This is a genomic window from Bradyrhizobium sp. CIR48 (assembly GCF_014198315.1).
Classification (GTDB): domain Bacteria; phylum Pseudomonadota; class Alphaproteobacteria; order Rhizobiales; family Xanthobacteraceae; genus Bradyrhizobium.
In genome coordinates this window covers 838,542-855,745 of record NZ_JACIHG010000001.1, presented here as the reverse complement: position 1 = coordinate 855,745, position 17,204 = coordinate 838,542, and the positions used below count along the sequence as shown (strand labels likewise).

The window sequence follows — 17,204 nt, the reverse complement described above, 5'->3', positions numbered from 1 at the left end:
GTGACGCCGCTGGTCAGCATTGCAGGCCTGAGCGTCGCCTTCAGCGGCGTGCCGGTCCTGCGCGGTGTCGATCTCGCTCTCGGCAAGGGCGAGGCTCTCGGCCTCGTCGGCGAGTCCGGATCGGGCAAGTCGGTGACGTGGCTTGCCGCGCTCGGGCTGCTGCCGCGGCATGCCAAGGTCTCGGGCTCGGTGCGGCTCGACGGACGGGAGATCCTGGGCGCGCCGGCCGCCGAGCTCGACCAGGTCAGGGGCGGGCGCGTCGCCATGATCTTCCAGGATCCGGCGAGCGCCCTCAACCCGGTCTTGACCATCCGCAGGCAGCTCTGCGAAGCGCTGTCGCTGCATCGGGATCTCCAAGGCAACGCCGTGAAGGCGGAAGCGCGGCGGCTGCTCGATCTCGTCGGCATTCCCGATGCGGGCCGGCGATTAGAGGCCTATCCGCACGAATTCTCCGGCGGCCAGGTCCAGCGCATCATGATCGCGATGGCGCTCGCCGGAAATCCGGACCTCCTCATCGCGGATGAGCCGACCACCGCGCTCGATGCCACCATTCAGGCCCAGATCCTGGAGCTGCTTTCGACGGTTCGCCGCGAGCTCGGCATGGCGATGGTGCTGATCAGCCACGATCTCGGCGTCGTCGCGGAGAATTGCGACCGTGTCGCCGTGATGTATGCCGGCCGCATCGTCGAGCAAGCCCCCAGCAATCAGCTATTCGCCGATCCCGTGCATCCCTATGCCCAGGGCCTGATCGGCGCATTGCCGCCACTCGACGGCCCGCGGCGGCGTCTCACCGCCATCCCGGGAACGGTGCCCGATCCCGCGAAAATGCCTGATGGCTGCGCCTTCGCGCCGCGCTGTACGCTGGCGTCCGAGCCGTGTAGCCGTGCCGCGCCGACCCTGGCGCCGATCGCGGACGATCGCGCAGTCGCCTGCATCCGCGCCGAGGCGTCGCGCCGCGCGCTGCTCGGGATCGCCGCCGAATGAGCCCGCCGCTCGTCGAGGTGTCCTCGATCTCCCGCAGTTATTCGATGCGCTCCGGCATGTTCGGCCGCAACACCGCCGTCCATGCAGTCGATGGCGTCTCGCTGACGATCCCCAAAGGCGAGACGCTCGGCCTCGTCGGCGAGTCCGGCTCGGGCAAGTCCACTACCGGACGCATCGTGCTCGGCCTGGAGCCGCCCGATAGCGGCGAGGTGAGATTCGACGGCAAGCCGATGGCTGCGCCGGGCACGGCCGCATGGCGTGCGCAACGCGCCCGCATGCAAATGATCTTCCAGGACCCGCTCGGCGCACTGGACCGGCGCTTGCCGGTCGCCGCGCAAATCCGCGAGCCGCTCGACATTCACGGGCTCGGCACGCCCGACGCGCGCGAGGAGCGCGTCCGCGAATTGCTGCGCGCCGTCGAGCTCACCCCGGCGCATGGCGCGCGTTATCCGGGCGCACTGTCCGGCGGCCAGCGCCAGCGCATCGTGCTGGCGCGGGCGCTCGCCACGAAGCCCGATTTCCTGGTCTGCGACGAGCCGGTCAGCGCGCTCGACGTCTCGATCCAGGCGCAGGTGGTGAACCTGCTTTGCGATCTCCAGGCCCAGCTCTCGCTCACCTTGCTGTTCATCAGCCACGATCTGCGCGTCGTCAGGCAGATCAGCAATGTCGTCGCCGTGATGTATCTCGGCCGCATCGTCGAGATCGGCAGCGCCGACGATCTGTTCGCGCGGCCCGAGCATCCCTATACCCAGGCGCTGGTCTCGGCTTCGCCCGCGCCAGGCCGCCGCAGCGCCGGCCGCATCGTGCTCGCGGGCGATCCGCCAAACCCGGCCGCGCGACCGCAAGGCTGCGCCTTCCATCCGCGCTGCCCGCGCGCGATCGCACGCTGCGCGCGCGAGGTGCCGGCACTCGCGGCCGTCGGCGGCAACAGGCAGGTCGCCTGCCATCTCGTCACCGGCGCCGAGACTCGGGACGCCGCGTGATGGGACACTACTTCGCCATTCGCATTGGACGTGCGGCGCTGACGATCGTGCTCGTCGTCACCTTCGCCTTCGTAGTGCTGCGTCTCTCCGGCGATCCCGCGCTGATGATTTTGGGACCGGAAGCACCGCCCGAGGTGCTCGCGGCGTTCCGCAAGGCCTGGGGCCTCGATGATCCCATCTGGTTTCAGTATCTCGATTACTTCGGTGCCATCGCCAAGGGCGAGCTCGGCCGCTCCATGCGTGACGGCCGACCCGCGATCGAGCTGGTGCTGGAGCGGATTCCGGCGACGCTGGCGCTGACCTTGCCGGCCTTCGCCTTCAAGGTCGCGCTCGGCATTCCCGCCGGCATCTACGCCGCGCTGCATCGGGGCTCCGCGATCGACCGCGCCGTGATGATGACGGCGGTGGCCGGCTTCACCGTGCCGAGCTTCGTGCTGGCGCTGCTGCTGGTACTGGTTTTCGCCGTGCAGCTCGGCTGGCTGCCCTCGGGCGGGCAGGACAGTTGGCGCCACGCGATCCTGCCTATCGCGACGCTCAGCCTCGGCGGTGCCGCGGTGCTGGCACGCTTCACCCGCAGCGCGATGCTGGAGGTGCTGGGTCAGCCCTATATCCGCACCGCGTCGGCCAAGGGCGTGCCGTGGCGCAGGGTGGTGACGTCGCATGCGCTGCCGAACGCGGCGATTCCGACCGTCACCATTCTGGGCTTCATGGTGGGCACGCTGATCGCGGGCGCGGTGGTGGTCGAGAGTGTATTTGCCTGGCCGGGAGTAGGGCGGCTTCTCGTTGTTGCGGTTGCCAATCGCGACCTCGCCGTCGTGCAATGCATCCTGCTTCTTGTGGCGATGACCATGGTCACATCCAACCTCATTGTCGACTTCCTCTACGGCTTCCTTGATCCGCGGTTGCGCGCCAAAGGAGCCCACGCATGACCGACGCGACGCTGAAGGACACCACCGTCCGCCGTCGCATCCGCCTGCCGGCGATCCCAATCTCGGTCGCGCTCGCGGTCGCCTGGATTGTCGCGATGCTGGTCATTGCAGCCTTCGCCGAGAAGATCGCGCCCTACGGCTATACTCAGCTCGATTTGCGCAACCGCTTGGCCGCGCCCGGCAATGCCGCGCATTGGCTCGGCACCGATGAGCTCGGCCGGGACGTGCTGTCGCGGCTGCTTGTCTCCATCCGCATCTCGCTGCTGATTGCCTTCGGCGCAACCGCCATCTCGGCGGTGGTCGGCACCACGCTCGGCTTCCTCGCCGCGCATTTCCGCGGAGCCGTAGAGCAGCTCGTGTTGATGCTGACCGACTTCCAGGCCAGCATGCCCTTCCTGATCATGGCGCTCGCGGTGCTCGCCTTCTTCGGCAATTCGCTGCCGCTGCTGATCGGCCTGATGGGACTATTCGGCTGGGAGCGCTATGCCCGCATCGCGCGGGGCCTTGCCATCTCGGCCAATGCGCAAGGCTACGCCGCCGCGGTCCGCCAGTTAGGCGCGACGCCGCCCCGGATTTACCTCCGGCACATCCTGCCCAACATCGCCTCGACCCTGATCGTCTCGACCACGCTGGTCTTCCCCGAGGTGATCCTGATGGAGTCGGGCCTATCCTTCCTTGGCCTTGGCGTGCAGCCGCCGATGACCAGCCTCGGCAACATGGTCGGTTACGGCCGCGAATATCTGACCCGGGCGCCCTGGATCATGCTGGCGCCCGCGACCACGATCGTGGTCACCACCCTGGCGGTTTCGGTGATCGGGGACTGGCTGCGCGACCGGCTCGATCCGACCCTGCAATAGGGGCCACCCCGTAGCCCGGATTGCGCTGCGCGCTCCATCCGGGCTACCCGCCAACAGAGCCCGCGCCGGGAGCAGGGGAGCCCTGTCCGCCCCAAGTTCCCGTTGCGCGCGTTCCCCGCGTGCGCTATCCGGCCACAAAGGCCTGAGGCGGCACCAGATTTTCCCGCCCGGCCGGCCAAACCGAGGACGGAAACCGCCATGCCAGCCTATCGCTCCCGCACCACCACCCACGGCCGCAACATGGCGGGTGCCCGCGGCCTCTGGCGCGCGACCGGCATGAAGGACGCCGACTTCGGCAAGCCGATCATCGCGGTCGTCAATTCCTTCACTCAATTCGTGCCCGGCCACGTCCATCTCAAGGACCTCGGCCAGCTGGTCGCGCGCGAGATCGAGCAGGCCGGCGGCGTCGCCAAGGAGTTCAACACCATCGCGGTCGACGACGGCATCGCGATGGGCCATGACGGCATGCTCTACAGCCTGCCGTCGCGCGAGCTGATCGCCGACAGCGTCGAGTACATGGCCAACGCGCACTGCGCCGACGGCCTGGTCTGCATCTCCAATTGCGACAAGATCACCCCCGGCATGCTGATGGCCGCGCTGCGGCTCAACATCCCCGTCGTGTTCGTCTCGGGCGGGCCGATGGAGGCCGGCAAGGTCAAGCTGCAGGGCAAGACCAAGGCCGTCGACCTCATCGACGCCATGGTGGCCGCGGCCGATTCCAAGGTCAGCGACGACGACGTCAAGGTGATCGAGCGCTCGGCGTGCCCGACCTGCGGCTCCTGCTCGGGCATGTTCACCGCCAATTCGATGAACTGCCTGACCGAGGCGCTGGGCCTCGCGCTGCCCGGCAACGGCACGGTGGTGGCAACCCATGCCGACCGCAAGCGCCTGTTCGTCGAGGCCGGCCACACCATCGTCGATCTCGTGCGCCGCTATTACGAGCAGGACGACGCATCCGTGCTGCCGCGCAACGTCGCCAACTTCAAGGCGTTCGAGAACGCGATGACGCTCGACATCGCCATGGGCGGCTCGACCAACACCGTGCTGCATCTGCTCGCCGCCGCCCATGAAGGGCAGGTGGAGTTCACCATGAAGGACATCGACCGGCTTTCTCGCCGTGTGCCCGTGCTCTGCAAGGTCGCCCCGTCGGTTGCCGACGTGCATGTCGAGGACGTGCATCGTGCCGGCGGCATCATGGGCATTCTGGGCGAGCTCGACCGCGCCGGCCTGATCGACACCTCAGTCTCGACCGTGCATGCGCCGACCATGAACGACGCGTTGGAGCGCTGGGACATCAAGCGCTCCAAGAGCGAGGCGGTCCGCACCTTCTTCCGCGCTTCGCCCGGCGGCATCCCGACCCAGGTCGCCTTCAGCCAGGAGCGCCGCTACGACGAGCTCGATGCCGATCGCGAGAAGGGCGTGGTGCGTGATCTCGAGCACGCCTTCAGCAAGGATGGCGGCCTCGCCGTGCTCTACGGCAACCTCGCGCAGGACGGCTGCATCGTGAAGACCGCCGGCGTCGATGCCTCGATCCTGAAATTCTCAGGCCCCGCGCGCGTGTTCGAAAGCCAGGATGCGGCCGTTGAAGGCATCCTTGGCGGCAAGGTCGTCGCCGGCGAGATCGTGGTCATCATCTACGAAGGCCCGCGCGGGGGCCCCGGCATGCAGGAGATGCTCTATCCCACGAGCTACCTGAAATCGATGGGCCTCGGCAAAGCCTGCGCGCTCGTCACCGACGGCCGCTTCTCCGGCGGCTCTTCGGGCCTGTCGATCGGCCATCTGTCGCCGGAAGCCGCCGAAGGCGGCAACATCGGCCTGGTGCGCACCGGCGATCGCATCGCCATCGACATCCCGAACCGCAGCATCAGCCTGGAGGTCTCCGACGAGGAGCTCGCCAAGCGCCGCGCCGCGGAAGAGGCGAAGGGTGATGCCGCCTGGCAGCCGGCTGCGCGCAAGCGCAACGTCTCGACCGCGCTGCAGGCCTACGCCGCGCTCACCACCAGCGCCGCGCGCGGTGCCGTGCGCGAGGTCAAGCGTCGTCCGAAATAACGCCTCGACCCGCCACAGACGGGAGTCGATTCCTCCGAAGCGCTCGCGGTCCCCCGCGAGCGCGCAGATGGGTTTTGCAGGACACACAAATGAAGCCGGGACGGGGGGGGTCGCAAAGGAACGGCCCCCGCCTCCTGGGGTGTGGGCTATTGGGGGTGGAGGCGAGAGCCGCTTTGCGAAGTGGGCACCCGACGTGCGGGCTCGCCCGCCAGGCCCTGTGAATTTAGTGTATTTGTGCGCGTTTTGCTATTTAATTTTTATTAATTTTGTTTGTTTTTTTATTTAATCGTGCAATCCTAAGAAAAATAACCCGAAATCCATTTTTCCGAATCCGGCCGGGCGGTCGCCGTATCCTCCGCGACGGTGCGGATGCCAGTAGCGGAGTAAGCCATGAGTCAATCTCCATCGCTCGTGCCGCCCATGACGACAGACCGGGACGTCTACCTCGTGCTCGATGATTTTGGCCGGCGGCTCGGCCGCGCCTGGTGCGAAACTGCCGAGGAGGATGCCAATCGGGCGACCCTGCTCAGACATCTCGTCGAGGGGCAATATCTCCATCCGGCACGTGTCGTGGCCTTCAACACCGCGGAAGGATGGTCACGAGATGCCACCGCAGAAATAGCGGACGAGCTGCGCCGCCGCTTTGTCGAATTCGAAGAAACTGATCCCTCGCTGCTGGAGTTTCTGGAAAGAGCGGCGAGGCACTGATAGCTCGACCTTGACGGAGGCGGATGAGCGCTTTCGCGTTAATGCGCGTGGTCAATGAGTTCTTACCGGTCGGCTGCGATCGGCCGTTCGCATTAAGGATGCCCCGACGAAGTTCGGCAGAGCAGGGTTTTGCGGCGTATACTCCCGCGACCTTCGCAAATCCATTTTGGGCAATTGGGGCACCACCGCAATGTCGCGTACTCTCGCTGTTGTTTTCTCCACCGCCGTCGCCGCGATTTCCATGACGGGCGCAGCCTCCGCCGGCTGCTACAATTGCTACGCACCGCCGCCGTGCCAGACCTGCTATCAGCAGCAATACGTCGCGCCGCAGTACCGCACCGTCGACGAGACCGTGATGGTCTCCCCGGGCTCCGTCGTCGCGCATCGCACGCCCGCGCAGTACCGCACTGTGATGGTGCCGCAGACCGTGATGGTTGCGCCGCCGAGCGTCCAGTACGAGCGCATCCCCCCGCAATACGCCACGCGCCAACGCGTCCAGATGGTCTCGCCAGGGTATTCCTATTACGCCCCGGTGCAGATGGGATGCGCATCCTGCGGGTACTGAGCGAGAGGCAGTCACGAAGGACATTCGCGCGGCGCTCCTCACGGGGCGCCGCGTCTTCTTTTGCGCGGTGTAAAGGGAGCGGATCTTGAACCGGTAAGCCCTTGTTGCCGAGCTACACGTACCAGAGGGCGGCAGTGTTTTGCGCGGAGCTTGAGGCGTCGTCCGAGAGATTCTATCAGGTCAGCGTCAATACCATATGGACTGTGTGAGGTTCGCGGCGTTCTGCGCGTTCGAACCCAAATCTGCCAAGCACCCTGAGCATCGCAGCGTTGTCCGGTAGCACCTCCGCGGTCAGTTCCTTCAGCCTGGCCTCGCGGGCAAGGCTGATCAGGTGGCGCAGCAGCAGTCCGCCGATGCCGCGTCCTTGCCAGGCGTCGATCACCATGAAGGCCGTCTCGGCGCAGCCGGGCCCGGCTGCGACATATCGCGCGCCGCCCACGATGGTGCTCCGACCTGCATTCGCCACGCACGCGACCAGCGCAACATGGTCCTTGAAGTCGACCTCGACGAAAAAGGCGCGCTCCTTCTCGGAGAAATGACGTTTTAGCATGAAGAAGCGGCGCTGGAGGGACTGTGTGCCCACCTCGCCAAGCGCGGCCAGCATGGCGGCCTCGTCATCTGGCCGGAGAGCACGGATCTCCACGGCCGTACCGTCGCGGAGCTGTTCGTTTCGCGCGTAATTTGCTGCATTCGACATGCGTTCGCGTCGCAATTGTTGAGCCGCTACGTGACCACGGCACCCGTCCCATCAGGCCGCCTTCAGTCCTTTGCCGGTTGATTTGGATCAAGCCTGCAGTCCCGGTCCGGCCGCTAGGCTTTCCGCATGGAGCCAATCAGCCGGGCGCGGGCCTCAGACCTTGAAGACACTTCGCCAACTTTTTTCCACCAGCGACGTCGTTCAGCTCGTGATCCGGCTCGGCTTGCTTGCACTGCTGATCCTGTGGACGCTCCTGATCATCCGTCCCTTCGTGCCGATCCTGACCTGGAGCGCGGTACTTGCCGTGGCGTTCTATCCGGTCTTCAACTGGCTCGCGAAATGTCTGGGCGGCCGGCCGCGGACAGCGGCGGTGCTCCTCACCTTCACCATGCTCGGCATCGTCATCGGTCCGGCGGCCTGGCTCGGCCTCAGCGCGGTTGAGGGCGTCAGGGAGCTCGCAGGGCAACTCGGCAGCGGCGATCTCGTGCTGCAGGCGGCGCCGGAGCGGATCAAGGACTGGCCGCTGGTCGGGCCGCAGCTCTACGATCTCTGGAATCAGGCCTACACCAACATCCGCGCGGCCGTGCGCGAGGTTGCGCCATATCTGAAGCCGATTGCCGGCATGATGCTGTCATTCGCAGGCAGCGCCGGCCTTGGCACCCTGCAGTTCCTGATGTCGGTGCTGGTCGCCGGATTTCTCTTTCCATATGGTCCGCAGCTCGTCAGCGCAATCCGCGGTTTCCTGTTCCGCATCGTGCCGGAACAGAGCGAACATTTCCTCGAGCTGGCGGCTGGGACCATCCGGGCGGTGTCGCAGGGCGTCATCGGCGTCGCCATTATCCAGGCGCTGCTCGCCGGCATCGGATTCAAGCTGGCGCTCATCCCGAGCGCGGGGCTGCTCGCCGTCATTGTTCTGCTGCTGTCGATCGTGCAGCTCGGTGCGGGGATCGTCCTCATTCCGGTCGTCATCTGGATCTGGATGGACAAGGACGTCACCACGGCGCTGCTCCTGACCGTATTTCTCGTCATCGTCGGTCTCCTCGACAACATCCTGAAGCCGCTGGTCATGGGACGGGGCCTCTCCACGCCGGCGCTCGTCATCCTGATCGGAGTGATCGGTGGCACGCTCGCGCATGGGATCATCGGTCTGTTCATCGGACCGATCATTCTCTCGGTCGCCTGGGAACTCGCAGCGGCGTGGATCCGCATCGACCGGGCCGTGCCGCCTGCGCAGCTTGTCGCTGACCGTTGACTTAAATCAACGTCTCGGCGATCGCGGCGCCTCTTGAATGCCTTGCACGACGACGAAGGTCGAACATGGCGATTGAAATCTGAAGCTCCCCGATGAAGCCGTGTTCGAGCGCATCGAGTCGTAGTGGGGACAGCTCGATTTCTTGGTTCATTCCATCGCCTTTTCGCCCAAGGAGGCTCTGCACGGGCGCGTCGTTGATGTCGACCGCGACGGCCTTCTGAAGACGATGGACGTGTCTTGCTGGTCATACATGTCGTTCTCAACGATAGTGCAGGGCGATCAGCTCGGCGACGCAGGCGGGCTTCTTGCCGCCCTCGATCTCGATCACGAGATGATAATTCACGCGCAGTCCGTCCGGCGGCACGTCCTCGGCTTCGGCGACCGTGACGCGGCCGCGCAGTCTTGAGCCCGCCGGCACGGGGGCGAGGTACCTGATCCGGTCAGCGCCGTAGTTCAGCGTGTTGCGAAGGCCCTTCAGGCCGATGACAGAGCGGATGAACAGCGGCGCCAGGGCAAGTGACAGCAGGCCATGAGCGATGGTTTTGCCGCCCGGCATCTCCTTGCTGGCACGTTCCTGATCCACATGGATCCATTGTTCGTCGCAGGTCGCCTCGGCGAACTGATTGATGCGTGGCTGGGTGATCTCGATCCAGTCGCTGGCGCCGATCTCGGTGCCGATAGCGGATTTGATCTCGTCGAAGTCGCTGAATATGCGCATGATCGCTCTGCTCAAAGTCTCATTTCCAGGACGCTGTCAGGAATGGCCAGTTCGGCCTCGGTGACGGCCATGACCTCTCCGACACTGATGCCGGGCGCCGTTTCCAAGAGGGTCGCCCTGCCACCAGGGAAGCCGATCACGGCCATGTCGGTCACGACAAGGTGGACGGGCCGCGCCGAGGTCAACGGCAGCGAGCATTTTGCCACGATCTTCGACTTACCCTTGGCCGCGTGCTGCATGGCGACTATGACGCGCTTGGCACCGCTGACGAGATCCATGGCGCCGCCCATGCCCGGCACCATCTTACCGGGGATCATCCAGTTGGCGAGATGGCCATGCGCGTCGACCTGAAGCCCGCCGAGCACCGTGACATCGACATGACCGCCGCGGATCAGTCCGAAGGACATCGCACTGTCGAAGGTTGAGGCACCCGGCAACGCGCTGATGGGACGCCCGCCGGCGTCGGTGAGCGTCGGATGAGCCATGCCTTGCTCAGGAATCGGCCCTGTGCCAATCAGCCCATTCTCCGACTGGAAGAATACCTTCAGATCTGATGGCACGTAGTTTGCGACCAGGGTCGGAATGCCGATGCCGAGATTGACAAGATTGCCCGTCTTCAGCTCCTTGGCGACTCGCCGGGCGATGATGATCTGGGGATCCATGATGTCACCCGTTGGTGATGAGATAGTCGACGAGCGGCGCGGGGGTGACGACGTGATCGGGCGCAATCACGCCAACGGGCACGATATGCTCGGCCGTCACGATGACGGTGTCGGCCGCCATCGCCATGACCGGGTTGAAATTGCGCGAGGTGAGCGCGTAGGCGAGGTTGCCGAGATAATCGGCGAGGAAGGCGTGGACGAGGGCGAACTGGGCGCGCAGCGCCGTTTCCAGCAGGAATGGCTTGCCGTCGATCTCGATCTGACGCTTGCCTTCGGCGACCAGCGTCCCGACGCCCGTGGGCGTCAGCACACCGCCGAGACCGCATCCGCCGGCGCGGATGCGCTCGACGAAGGTCCCTTGCGGGACGAGATCGACCGCAATCTGGCTCGCCAACATCTGCTGCTGCGCTTTTGGATTGAGGCCGATATGTGTTGCGGTCAGCTTCGACACCAATGCCTGATCGAACAACTTGCCGACGCCCTTGCCGGGCGTCGCCGCGTCGTTCGAGATCAAGGTCAGGCCGGTCTTGTTCTGGCGCACGACTTCGTCGAGCAGGCGCTCCGGCGTCCCGACTCCCATGAAGCCACCCACCATAACGCTGGCGCCCGCCGGAATCATTGCGACGGCTTCTTCGATGGAAATGGCCTTCATCATTGAACTCCGGGATCGGCCCACGATGGCAGAAGGCGGCAGTAGGCGGATGTTGGCGCCCGGCGCCTCTCGTCCTTTGATCTGCGTCAAGGCTTCCGCTCATTCCGATCTGCTGCGTCGATACCGATGCTCCCTAATACCTCGCGCCAGAGCTTGCGAACGGCGGCATGACGTTGTTCGAGGGCAGCACTCACCGCATCCCGATGCGGCGCAAGGTCCGTGCCCTTGAGGAACAGAATCTGGGATTGCAGCAGCCGGCTGCTCTCGAACTCGATCCGTCGCAGCGCCGAGACAAAGGGATCCTGCGCATTGGCCTCGATCGGGAGCAGCGCGGCCGGTCGGATGCTCGCATGCACGGCATGGGCAAGCGTTGCAAGGTGAACCGCCTGGGCGAGACGAGGGTCCGGGATTCCGTCGATCGGGGCGGGCAGCCAGGCGGTCTCCCAGGACGCAACCATGTATCCCAAGGTAAAATCCGGGGTCCAGGAAGTTGCGCGCATCAGCAGCGAAACGATCTCTGTCTCGCGATAGAACTGTGCGTTCAATTCGGTTTGCCACGCTGCGTCGAGTCTTACGGGCAGCGTGAAGGCGAATTGCCGAGCGAGAGCGCCATGCGCCGAGATTAAGAATGCTGCGATCCGCGTCTGCTGGCCCGGTGGAACGCGGCCGTCCAGCTCGAGCGGACCCAGGAATCCGCTCATGCCAGCGCTCGCTTGACCGGGATAGCGCGCAGGTGATCGTAACCGTCAGGGAACGGTGTCAGCTCGCCGCCGGGCTCCTCGGGCGCGACCCATACCGCTTGATTGCCTTGCCAGCGGCCGGCCAGCACATCGTCGGCAAAGCGCGCGAGAAGATCGGCCGTCAGCGCGCCTTTTTCCAGTGTGAAAGCGTGATACGCCTTGGGAATGATCACTAGCGAGCTGTTCGGAATCTCAACCCGCAGGGTCTCGTGCAGATGACGCGGGGTCAGAAAATCGAACTCGCCATTGAGGATCATGGTCGGAGCCGAGATCGCTGACAGGTGGGGCGTTAGCGGTTGGAAGTCGAGAAAGGACTCCATCAGATTTTGAAGCGCGTAGACATCGTTCACCAGCCAGCCCTGGCGCTTGACGCTGTCGAGCTTGTCCAACAATGGCTTCAACCACTGGTCGGAGAGGTTCATAGGCAGCAGTAGATCCTGGAGATAGCCTGTTCCTCCCAGGATCAGGCCGGTCCGGAGGGCGTTGCCGAGAAGCAAAAGCTGCGGCGTCAGCTCGGCGAAGCAGCTCATTGGCACCAGTCCGGACAGCCGCTGCCCATGCTCGATCGCATAGCGGAGCGCGATCAGGCCGCCGAAGCTGATGCCGCTCAGGAAGACCGGCCCCTCGCCAAGCGCTTCAATCAGACGCCTCAGCGCGGCAACCTGGTCGTCCTGACTGATAAAGAGCGTCGGCTTGTCGGAGACCCCTTGACCGAGGAGATCGAAGGTTGCCACGCGAAAGCCTCGCGTCAGCAGCGCCTCGCGATAGGCGCCCCATAGCTCGGAATATTGTGTCAGTCCGTTGACGAAAACATAGGCCGGCGCTCTCGCCGGCCCATCGAGCTCGTAGCGTATTCGATACGAGCCGTGATTGAGAAAGGGCATCGCACAAGACTACCGACATCGCTGGCTACGATGCTCAACTGTCGCGAGCGGATTCCGTTGAGCTAGATCAAAGATCCCCGTTGCGACCTTCCTAGCGTTTCAAGAACTGTCCAGGGAGGAATCCGTCATGTCCACGACCGGTTTCGTGAAACGTTGCTCCGTCAGCCTGATTGTACTGCTGGTCGGCACCGCTCTGGCAGTTGCACAACCCTTCACGCGCCGCTCGTCGCAGGTGCAGCATGACGGGCTGAAGAAGACCTACGAGATCGCCAACTTCCGCCTTGGCGGCAAGTACGACCTCTCCAATCCCTCCAAGTGGGAGAATGGCGGCGAGGGGGGTGTCACGCTCGAGTCCCTCGGCGCTGGAAAGTTGCGAACGGCCTACATCGCCATCGGTAACGCGCGGCGCAACGCCGCAGGCGAGATTACCAATGCCGTCGTGATCAACTCCTATTATTCCGGTGACTCCACCGACATGTACGAGCAGTGGGTCAAGGGCGCTGCCTTGTCGGGGGGCGTCCCGATCATCGGTTCGGGACGGCCGATCGATACAGACCGCTATTATGTCATCATGGTCGATCCACTCGGCACCTGGGGCGCCAGCAAGCCGTCCGATGGGCTCGGCATCAAGTTTCCGCAATACAGCTACTACGACATGGTGCAGGCGAACTATCGTCTGCTGCGCGACGAACTGAAGGTCGCGCGTGTTGCATTGGTCACGGGCGTGTCCATGGGCGGTACGCAGACCTATGTCTGGGGCGTCATGCATCCCGAATATGTCAGTGCCTTGATGCCGATCGGCGGCACCACGCAGTCGGATGGAGAGGATCCCGTCGGCAACTGGACGTTCCAGATGATGACGGCCGCGATCCAGGGCGATCCGGTCTGGCAAGAGACCAAGGGCGACTATTACAAGCTACCGAAGGAAAAGCACCCGGTGCCGGGCGTGGCATTCGGCTGGTCGATTCTTGGCATGACCGGTTATGACTTCTCATTCCGTACTACCCAGAACTGGGGTGCCGTCCAACCCGAAATCTTCTACTGGGATCCGCCGAACGAGAAGGCCGGTTTGAACGTCATCAATCGCGCCAAGCTCTATGACGCGGTCGATCTCGTCTGGCGCAACCGGGTCGGCGAGACCCACAACGTTAATCCCTATCTCGGCCGCATCCAGGCGCGAACGCTGGTGATGCACATCACCAATGATCTCTGGCTCAACTTCAAGCTGGCGCAGCAGGCGGTCGATCGCGTGCCCGGCGCGGACCTGATCGCGCAGGAAAGCCCGGTCGCGCATTACGGCGTATTCCCGATCATCAACCAGCGCAAGAACGATCCGAAATTCGTGGCTTTCATGGACGACGTTGCAAGCCTCGATCGCGCGCAGAAATTCGCCGACAAGAACTATCGCGTGCCCGGTGTTGCCGAGAAGATCGATCCGGAAAAATCCTTCTGGAAGGATTTTGTGACATATCCCTATCCGGTCAAATTCTCCAACGCCAAGGACAAGAGCGGCAAATCCTGGCAGATCGGCTACATGGATGAATACAACGGCACCGACAGAGACCCGAAGGTGCTGGTCATCATCCACGGCAAGGGCGCCTTCGGCGGCCACTACGGCAACATCATGCAATATGCGCTGCGGAGCGGAGCGCGCGTGATCGTGCCTGACCTGCCGCATTACGGCATGTCCGGGCCCGGCAATCTCGACAAGAGCCCGGCGCGCACCATGCAGGACATGCGCGAGGTGATCTACGACCTCGTGGTCAATCAGCTCGGCGTGAAGAAGGCGGTGTATCTTGGCCACTCGCTCGGCGGCCAGTTCGTGATGGGCTATGCTCTGACCTGGCCCGACGCCGTGCAGGCGCTGGCGCTCGAAGCGCCATCGGGCCTCGAGGAATATCCGCGCGACATCACGATCGCCAAGGACAAGAAGGCAAAACTGTTCGACCCGGATCTCGGCCGCGACTTCGACAAGTGGAAGTCAATCTGGGATCAGACTGGCATTCTCGCCGCTGAGAAGGCGCGCGACGAGCAGGGTGTCCGCGATTTCTTCTATTTCAAGAAGCGTGACCCAAACACCGGCGCAGTGTCGGCGGCGAAGAGCGGGTATTTCTACAGTGACAGTGAATATGCCCGCTTCCACACCGATCAGCGCGTCGGCCTCATCAGGGGCAACCCGAAGGAGCTCGATCAATGGTGCAACGTCTTCATTTTCGACATCTATACCATCGGGGCTGAGCTCCAGCAGGACGACCCGAAGAACCTCTACGAGCGGCTCACGCAGATCAAGGCGCCAATCTTCCTGGCCTTCGGCGACAAGGAGCCGTTCATCCCGACGCCCGCCTTCAACGGGCTGACCGATCTCGGTCGCGATGTGATCTCGCCGTTCATGACGCGGATGACCAATGCCGGCAACCGACCAATCCTCAAGATCTACCCGGAAACAGGGCACTTTATTCACACCGATAATCCGGTGGAGTTCTCGGTGGACGTCGTGGATTTCGTAACCAAGGGTAGTGTCGACACCTCTTCGCCGTCGAGCATTGATCGCATGATAAAGGGGGCCGTGGTATCTGCCCTGCCGGTGGCGCCGACGCCTCCCGGAGCCGCGCCTACGGCCGGCCTGAACAAATAGGGCCGCACATGGCAAGGGTGCAGGCAGGTGAGGTCCAACTCGGCTGGCGGGAGTGGGGGCAGGGCGACGTCACGGTCGTCTTCATCCACGGCAATCTCGCCAGCAAGGATTGGATTGAGCTTGCCGCGCCACTGTTTCCGACGGGCCTGCGCGTCGTCGCCATCGACTGGCGTGGTTGCGGCGACAGCGATCGGCCGAAGCCGACCGCGAATTACACCAACTATTCCATGCAGCAGCATGCCGAGGACATGCTGGCCGCCCTCGATACGCTCGAGATCAGCTATTGCCATCTTGCTACGCATTCGACCGGCGGCATCATCGCCGCGCGCATGCTCTTGATGCAACCGCAACGCTTCGGCCGTGTGTTCTCGCTCGATCCGGTGACGCCGCTCGGCATGGCTTTCAATGCCGATCAGATCGGCCTTTTCCGCGCGATGATGGCGAACAAGGAATTGACGCGAACGATCATGGCAACGGCGGCGTCCTCGCTGTTCGTGCCCGAGAGCATGGCGCCGAACGCGATTCCGCGTTTTCGCGAAGGACTGCCTGAGATCCAGGCCCTGTTCGATCGCATCATCGACCAGACCTTTGGCGTCTCCGAAGGCATCTGGATCGGCACTGCTGTCAATCTGACGCAGGAGAAGGAAAGCCGCGAGCTGGAGCGCCGGATGCCGCAGCTACGGCATCCGCATCTGGTGCTGTGGGGCGAATGGGACGGCTGGATTCTTCCGGCCGACCTGCGTGTGATGGCTGAGGCGATGCCGGATTGCCGCCTCGTCATCGTGCCCGGCATCGGGCACTCGATGAATCTCGAACGGCCGGCACTCTATGCCGGCTATTTCGGTGCCTGGTTCGGAGGGCTTCCCGCATGAGCGAAACCGTCTGAAAGGAGCGACATCATGGTCGAAATCAATGTGTCCGCCGAGAGCATGCGGGCGCGGTGCGGCAGCCGGAGCTCTTGCGGCAGGCGCCTACTACGGAAGCGGCTCCTATAATCAGGGCTGCTATTACGACACTTATGGCAACTGGACCTGTCCGCAGGGTAATCCCTACTATCCCTATTGATGAACGCAGAAGCGCAAGTGAGGTCGGTTATGGCCGGAACGAACAAGCTCTCGGTCGAGAAAGCTCTCGAAAAATTGCGTCAAGATGATCAGATCAAATCGAGCGGAGAGCAGCGTGACGAAAAGAGTGAAGACCTGCGTCGAGAGATCAAGCGCATGAGGGCGCAGCGATCGCGGCTTGATCGCGCGCCCTCCAAGTAAAGCGTAGGTGTGTCCAGGCGTGACCATCTAAGTTCGCACGGATCGAGCCGGCCAAGGCTGGAGTAAAGCGATGTGGGTGCTGATGTACGTCTTTTCCTACTCGATCAGTCCTGCCGCGACGAACGACAAGGCGGAATGGCGACTCCTTCCGACGGTTGTCTTCCAGGAGTTTTCCAACGAAGAGCGGTGCCGGAAGGCCAAAGCCACGCTTGAAGGAAGCTTGAGCGAGGCGGGTGCCAAGCTCCGAAGCGGCTTGGAGGATCTCAAGAGCCTGGGTAAAGCGGATCCAGCTCAGATCATCATCGCCTACAACGTCGAATGCCTGCCGAAATAGGCCCCATGCCGCCGTTTTGCCCGGGTGCCCGCATCTGTGGACGCGAATCGGCAATCGGTATGAGACCGCCGGCATCGTACCGATCGGTCCAAATTGGGTCCAAGTTCGCGTTGCGCTCAGTCCGAAGCTAAGCTAACTCCCTGGCATTGGTACGAGGGAAGGGTGGCCGAGTGGTTTAAGGCACCGGTCTTGAAAACCGGCGTGCCCGCAAGGGTACCGTGGGTTCGAATCCCACCCCTTCCGCCAAAACATCATCCCACCTCATCCCATCGGGTTTCAATCGGTCCCAG

At 63.7% G+C, this 17,204-nt stretch carries 19 protein-coding genes, 1 tRNA gene and 1 pseudogene; 14 read left to right on the top strand and 7 right to left on the bottom strand.

Annotated elements, in window-relative coordinates:
* The 7 genes from GGD66_RS04195 (at nt 1) to GGD66_RS04165 (ending at nt 7,075) form a co-directional block, all read left to right on the top strand.
* Nucleotides 1-984, top strand: a complete 984-nt coding sequence (locus GGD66_RS04195) for an ABC transporter ATP-binding protein (RefSeq protein WP_183256946.1) — start codon at nt 1-3, stop codon at nt 982-984.
* Nucleotides 981-1,967 (top strand): ABC transporter ATP-binding protein, encoded by a 987-nt coding sequence (locus GGD66_RS04190; RefSeq protein ID WP_018318022.1) that lies wholly within the window; start codon nt 981-983, stop codon nt 1,965-1,967. Before GGD66_RS04195 ends, GGD66_RS04190 begins: the two co-directional genes overlap by 4 nt.
* A complete protein-coding gene (locus tag GGD66_RS04185) occupies nt 1,967-2,896 on the top strand; it encodes an ABC transporter permease (protein ID WP_177237173.1) in 930 nt (309 codons plus the stop codon). The genes GGD66_RS04190 and GGD66_RS04185 overlap by 1 nt, the downstream gene beginning before the upstream one ends.
* Nucleotides 2,893-3,753, top strand: a complete 861-nt coding sequence (locus tag GGD66_RS04180) for an ABC transporter permease (RefSeq protein WP_092258094.1) — start codon at nt 2,893-2,895, stop codon at nt 3,751-3,753. Before GGD66_RS04185 ends, GGD66_RS04180 begins: the two co-directional genes overlap by 4 nt.
* A 198-nt stretch (nt 3,754-3,951) precedes the next feature.
* Nucleotides 3,952-5,802 carry a dihydroxy-acid dehydratase gene (gene ilvD / locus GGD66_RS04175; protein WP_179736735.1) on the top strand — a complete coding sequence of 617 codons (1,851 nt, stop codon included), beginning with the start codon at nt 3,952-3,954 and terminating at the stop codon, nt 5,800-5,802.
* Between the two features lie 390 nt (nt 5,803-6,192).
* Nucleotides 6,193-6,510, top strand: coding sequence for a hypothetical protein (locus GGD66_RS04170; protein ID WP_018318026.1), 318 nt, complete (start codon nt 6,193-6,195; stop codon nt 6,508-6,510).
* Nucleotides 6,511-6,751: 241 nt separating this feature from the next.
* Entirely contained in the window at nt 6,752-7,075 is a 324-nt protein-coding gene (locus GGD66_RS04165; protein WP_091963737.1) for a hypothetical protein, read from the top strand.
* 175 nt (nt 7,076-7,250) lie between these two features.
* Here the strand turns inward: GGD66_RS04165 and GGD66_RS04160 are convergent, their stop codons facing one another.
* Nucleotides 7,251-7,772 (bottom strand): GNAT family N-acetyltransferase, encoded by a 522-nt coding sequence (locus tag GGD66_RS04160; RefSeq protein WP_179736737.1) that lies wholly within the window; start codon nt 7,770-7,772, stop codon nt 7,251-7,253.
* 160 nt (nt 7,773-7,932) lie between these two features.
* On the opposite strand from GGD66_RS04160, the gene GGD66_RS04155 reads away from it, so the two are divergent.
* Nucleotides 7,933-9,024 carry an AI-2E family transporter gene (locus GGD66_RS04155; RefSeq protein WP_092258103.1) on the top strand — a complete coding sequence of 364 codons (1,092 nt, stop codon included), beginning with the start codon at nt 7,933-7,935 and terminating at the stop codon, nt 9,022-9,024.
* 1 nt (nt 9,025) lies between these two features.
* Here GGD66_RS04155 and GGD66_RS04150 read toward each other — a convergent pair whose 3' ends face one another.
* A complete protein-coding gene (locus GGD66_RS04150) occupies nt 9,026-9,175 on the bottom strand; it encodes a hypothetical protein (RefSeq protein WP_183257166.1) in 150 nt (49 codons plus the stop codon).
* Here GGD66_RS04150 and GGD66_RS04145 point away from each other — a divergent pair.
* Nucleotides 9,119-9,298, top strand: a pseudogene (locus tag GGD66_RS04145) (SDR family oxidoreductase); the annotation flags it as partial. The gene GGD66_RS04150 and the pseudogene GGD66_RS04145 overlap by 57 nt on opposite strands.
* On the opposite strand, the gene GGD66_RS04140 reads toward GGD66_RS04145, so the two are convergent.
* The 5 genes from GGD66_RS04140 to GGD66_RS04120 form a co-directional block, all read right to left on the bottom strand.
* Nucleotides 9,284-9,742, bottom strand: a complete 459-nt coding sequence (locus GGD66_RS04140; RefSeq protein WP_026201956.1) for a MaoC family dehydratase — start codon at nt 9,740-9,742, stop codon at nt 9,284-9,286. The pseudogene GGD66_RS04145 and the gene GGD66_RS04140 sit on opposite strands and share 15 nt — an antisense overlap.
* An 11-nt stretch (nt 9,743-9,753) precedes the next feature.
* Complete coding sequence (locus GGD66_RS04135) at nt 9,754-10,404, bottom strand: 3-oxoacid CoA-transferase subunit B (protein ID WP_092258110.1); 651 nt, start codon at nt 10,402-10,404, stop codon at nt 9,754-9,756.
* Nucleotides 10,405-10,408: 4 nt separating this feature from the next.
* A complete protein-coding gene (locus GGD66_RS04130) occupies nt 10,409-11,056 on the bottom strand; it encodes a CoA transferase subunit A (protein ID WP_026201957.1) in 648 nt (215 codons plus the stop codon).
* A gap of 86 nt (nt 11,057-11,142) precedes the next feature.
* The gene (locus tag GGD66_RS04125) at nt 11,143-11,757 is read right to left on the bottom strand and encodes a hypothetical protein (protein ID WP_183256945.1); all 615 of its coding nucleotides are present in this window, start codon (nt 11,755-11,757) and stop codon (nt 11,143-11,145) included.
* Nucleotides 11,754-12,680, bottom strand: a complete 927-nt coding sequence (locus tag GGD66_RS04120; RefSeq protein ID WP_183256944.1) for an alpha/beta fold hydrolase — start codon at nt 12,678-12,680, stop codon at nt 11,754-11,756. Before GGD66_RS04120 ends, GGD66_RS04125 begins: the two co-directional genes overlap by 4 nt.
* 127 nt (nt 12,681-12,807) lie before the next feature.
* On the opposite strand from GGD66_RS04120, the gene GGD66_RS04115 reads away from it, so the two are divergent.
* The 5 genes from GGD66_RS04115 (at nt 12,808) to GGD66_RS04095 (ending at nt 17,160) form a co-directional block, all read left to right on the top strand.
* Nucleotides 12,808-15,315, top strand: coding sequence for an alpha/beta hydrolase (locus tag GGD66_RS04115; protein ID WP_183256943.1), 2,508 nt, complete (start codon nt 12,808-12,810; stop codon nt 15,313-15,315).
* A gap of 8 nt (nt 15,316-15,323) precedes the next feature.
* Complete coding sequence (locus tag GGD66_RS04110; protein ID WP_092258122.1) at nt 15,324-16,187, top strand: alpha/beta fold hydrolase; 864 nt, start codon at nt 15,324-15,326, stop codon at nt 16,185-16,187.
* A 222-nt stretch (nt 16,188-16,409) separates the two neighbouring features.
* Complete coding sequence (locus GGD66_RS04105) at nt 16,410-16,580, top strand: hypothetical protein (RefSeq protein WP_018318037.1); 171 nt, start codon at nt 16,410-16,412, stop codon at nt 16,578-16,580.
* 70 nt (nt 16,581-16,650) lie between these two features.
* Nucleotides 16,651-16,914 carry a hypothetical protein gene (locus GGD66_RS04100; protein ID WP_018318038.1) on the top strand — a complete coding sequence of 88 codons (264 nt, stop codon included), beginning with the start codon at nt 16,651-16,653 and terminating at the stop codon, nt 16,912-16,914.
* A gap of 156 nt (nt 16,915-17,070) precedes the next feature.
* Nucleotides 17,071-17,160, top strand: a tRNA-Ser gene (locus tag GGD66_RS04095).
* Nucleotides 17,161-17,204: the final 44 nt, after the last annotated feature.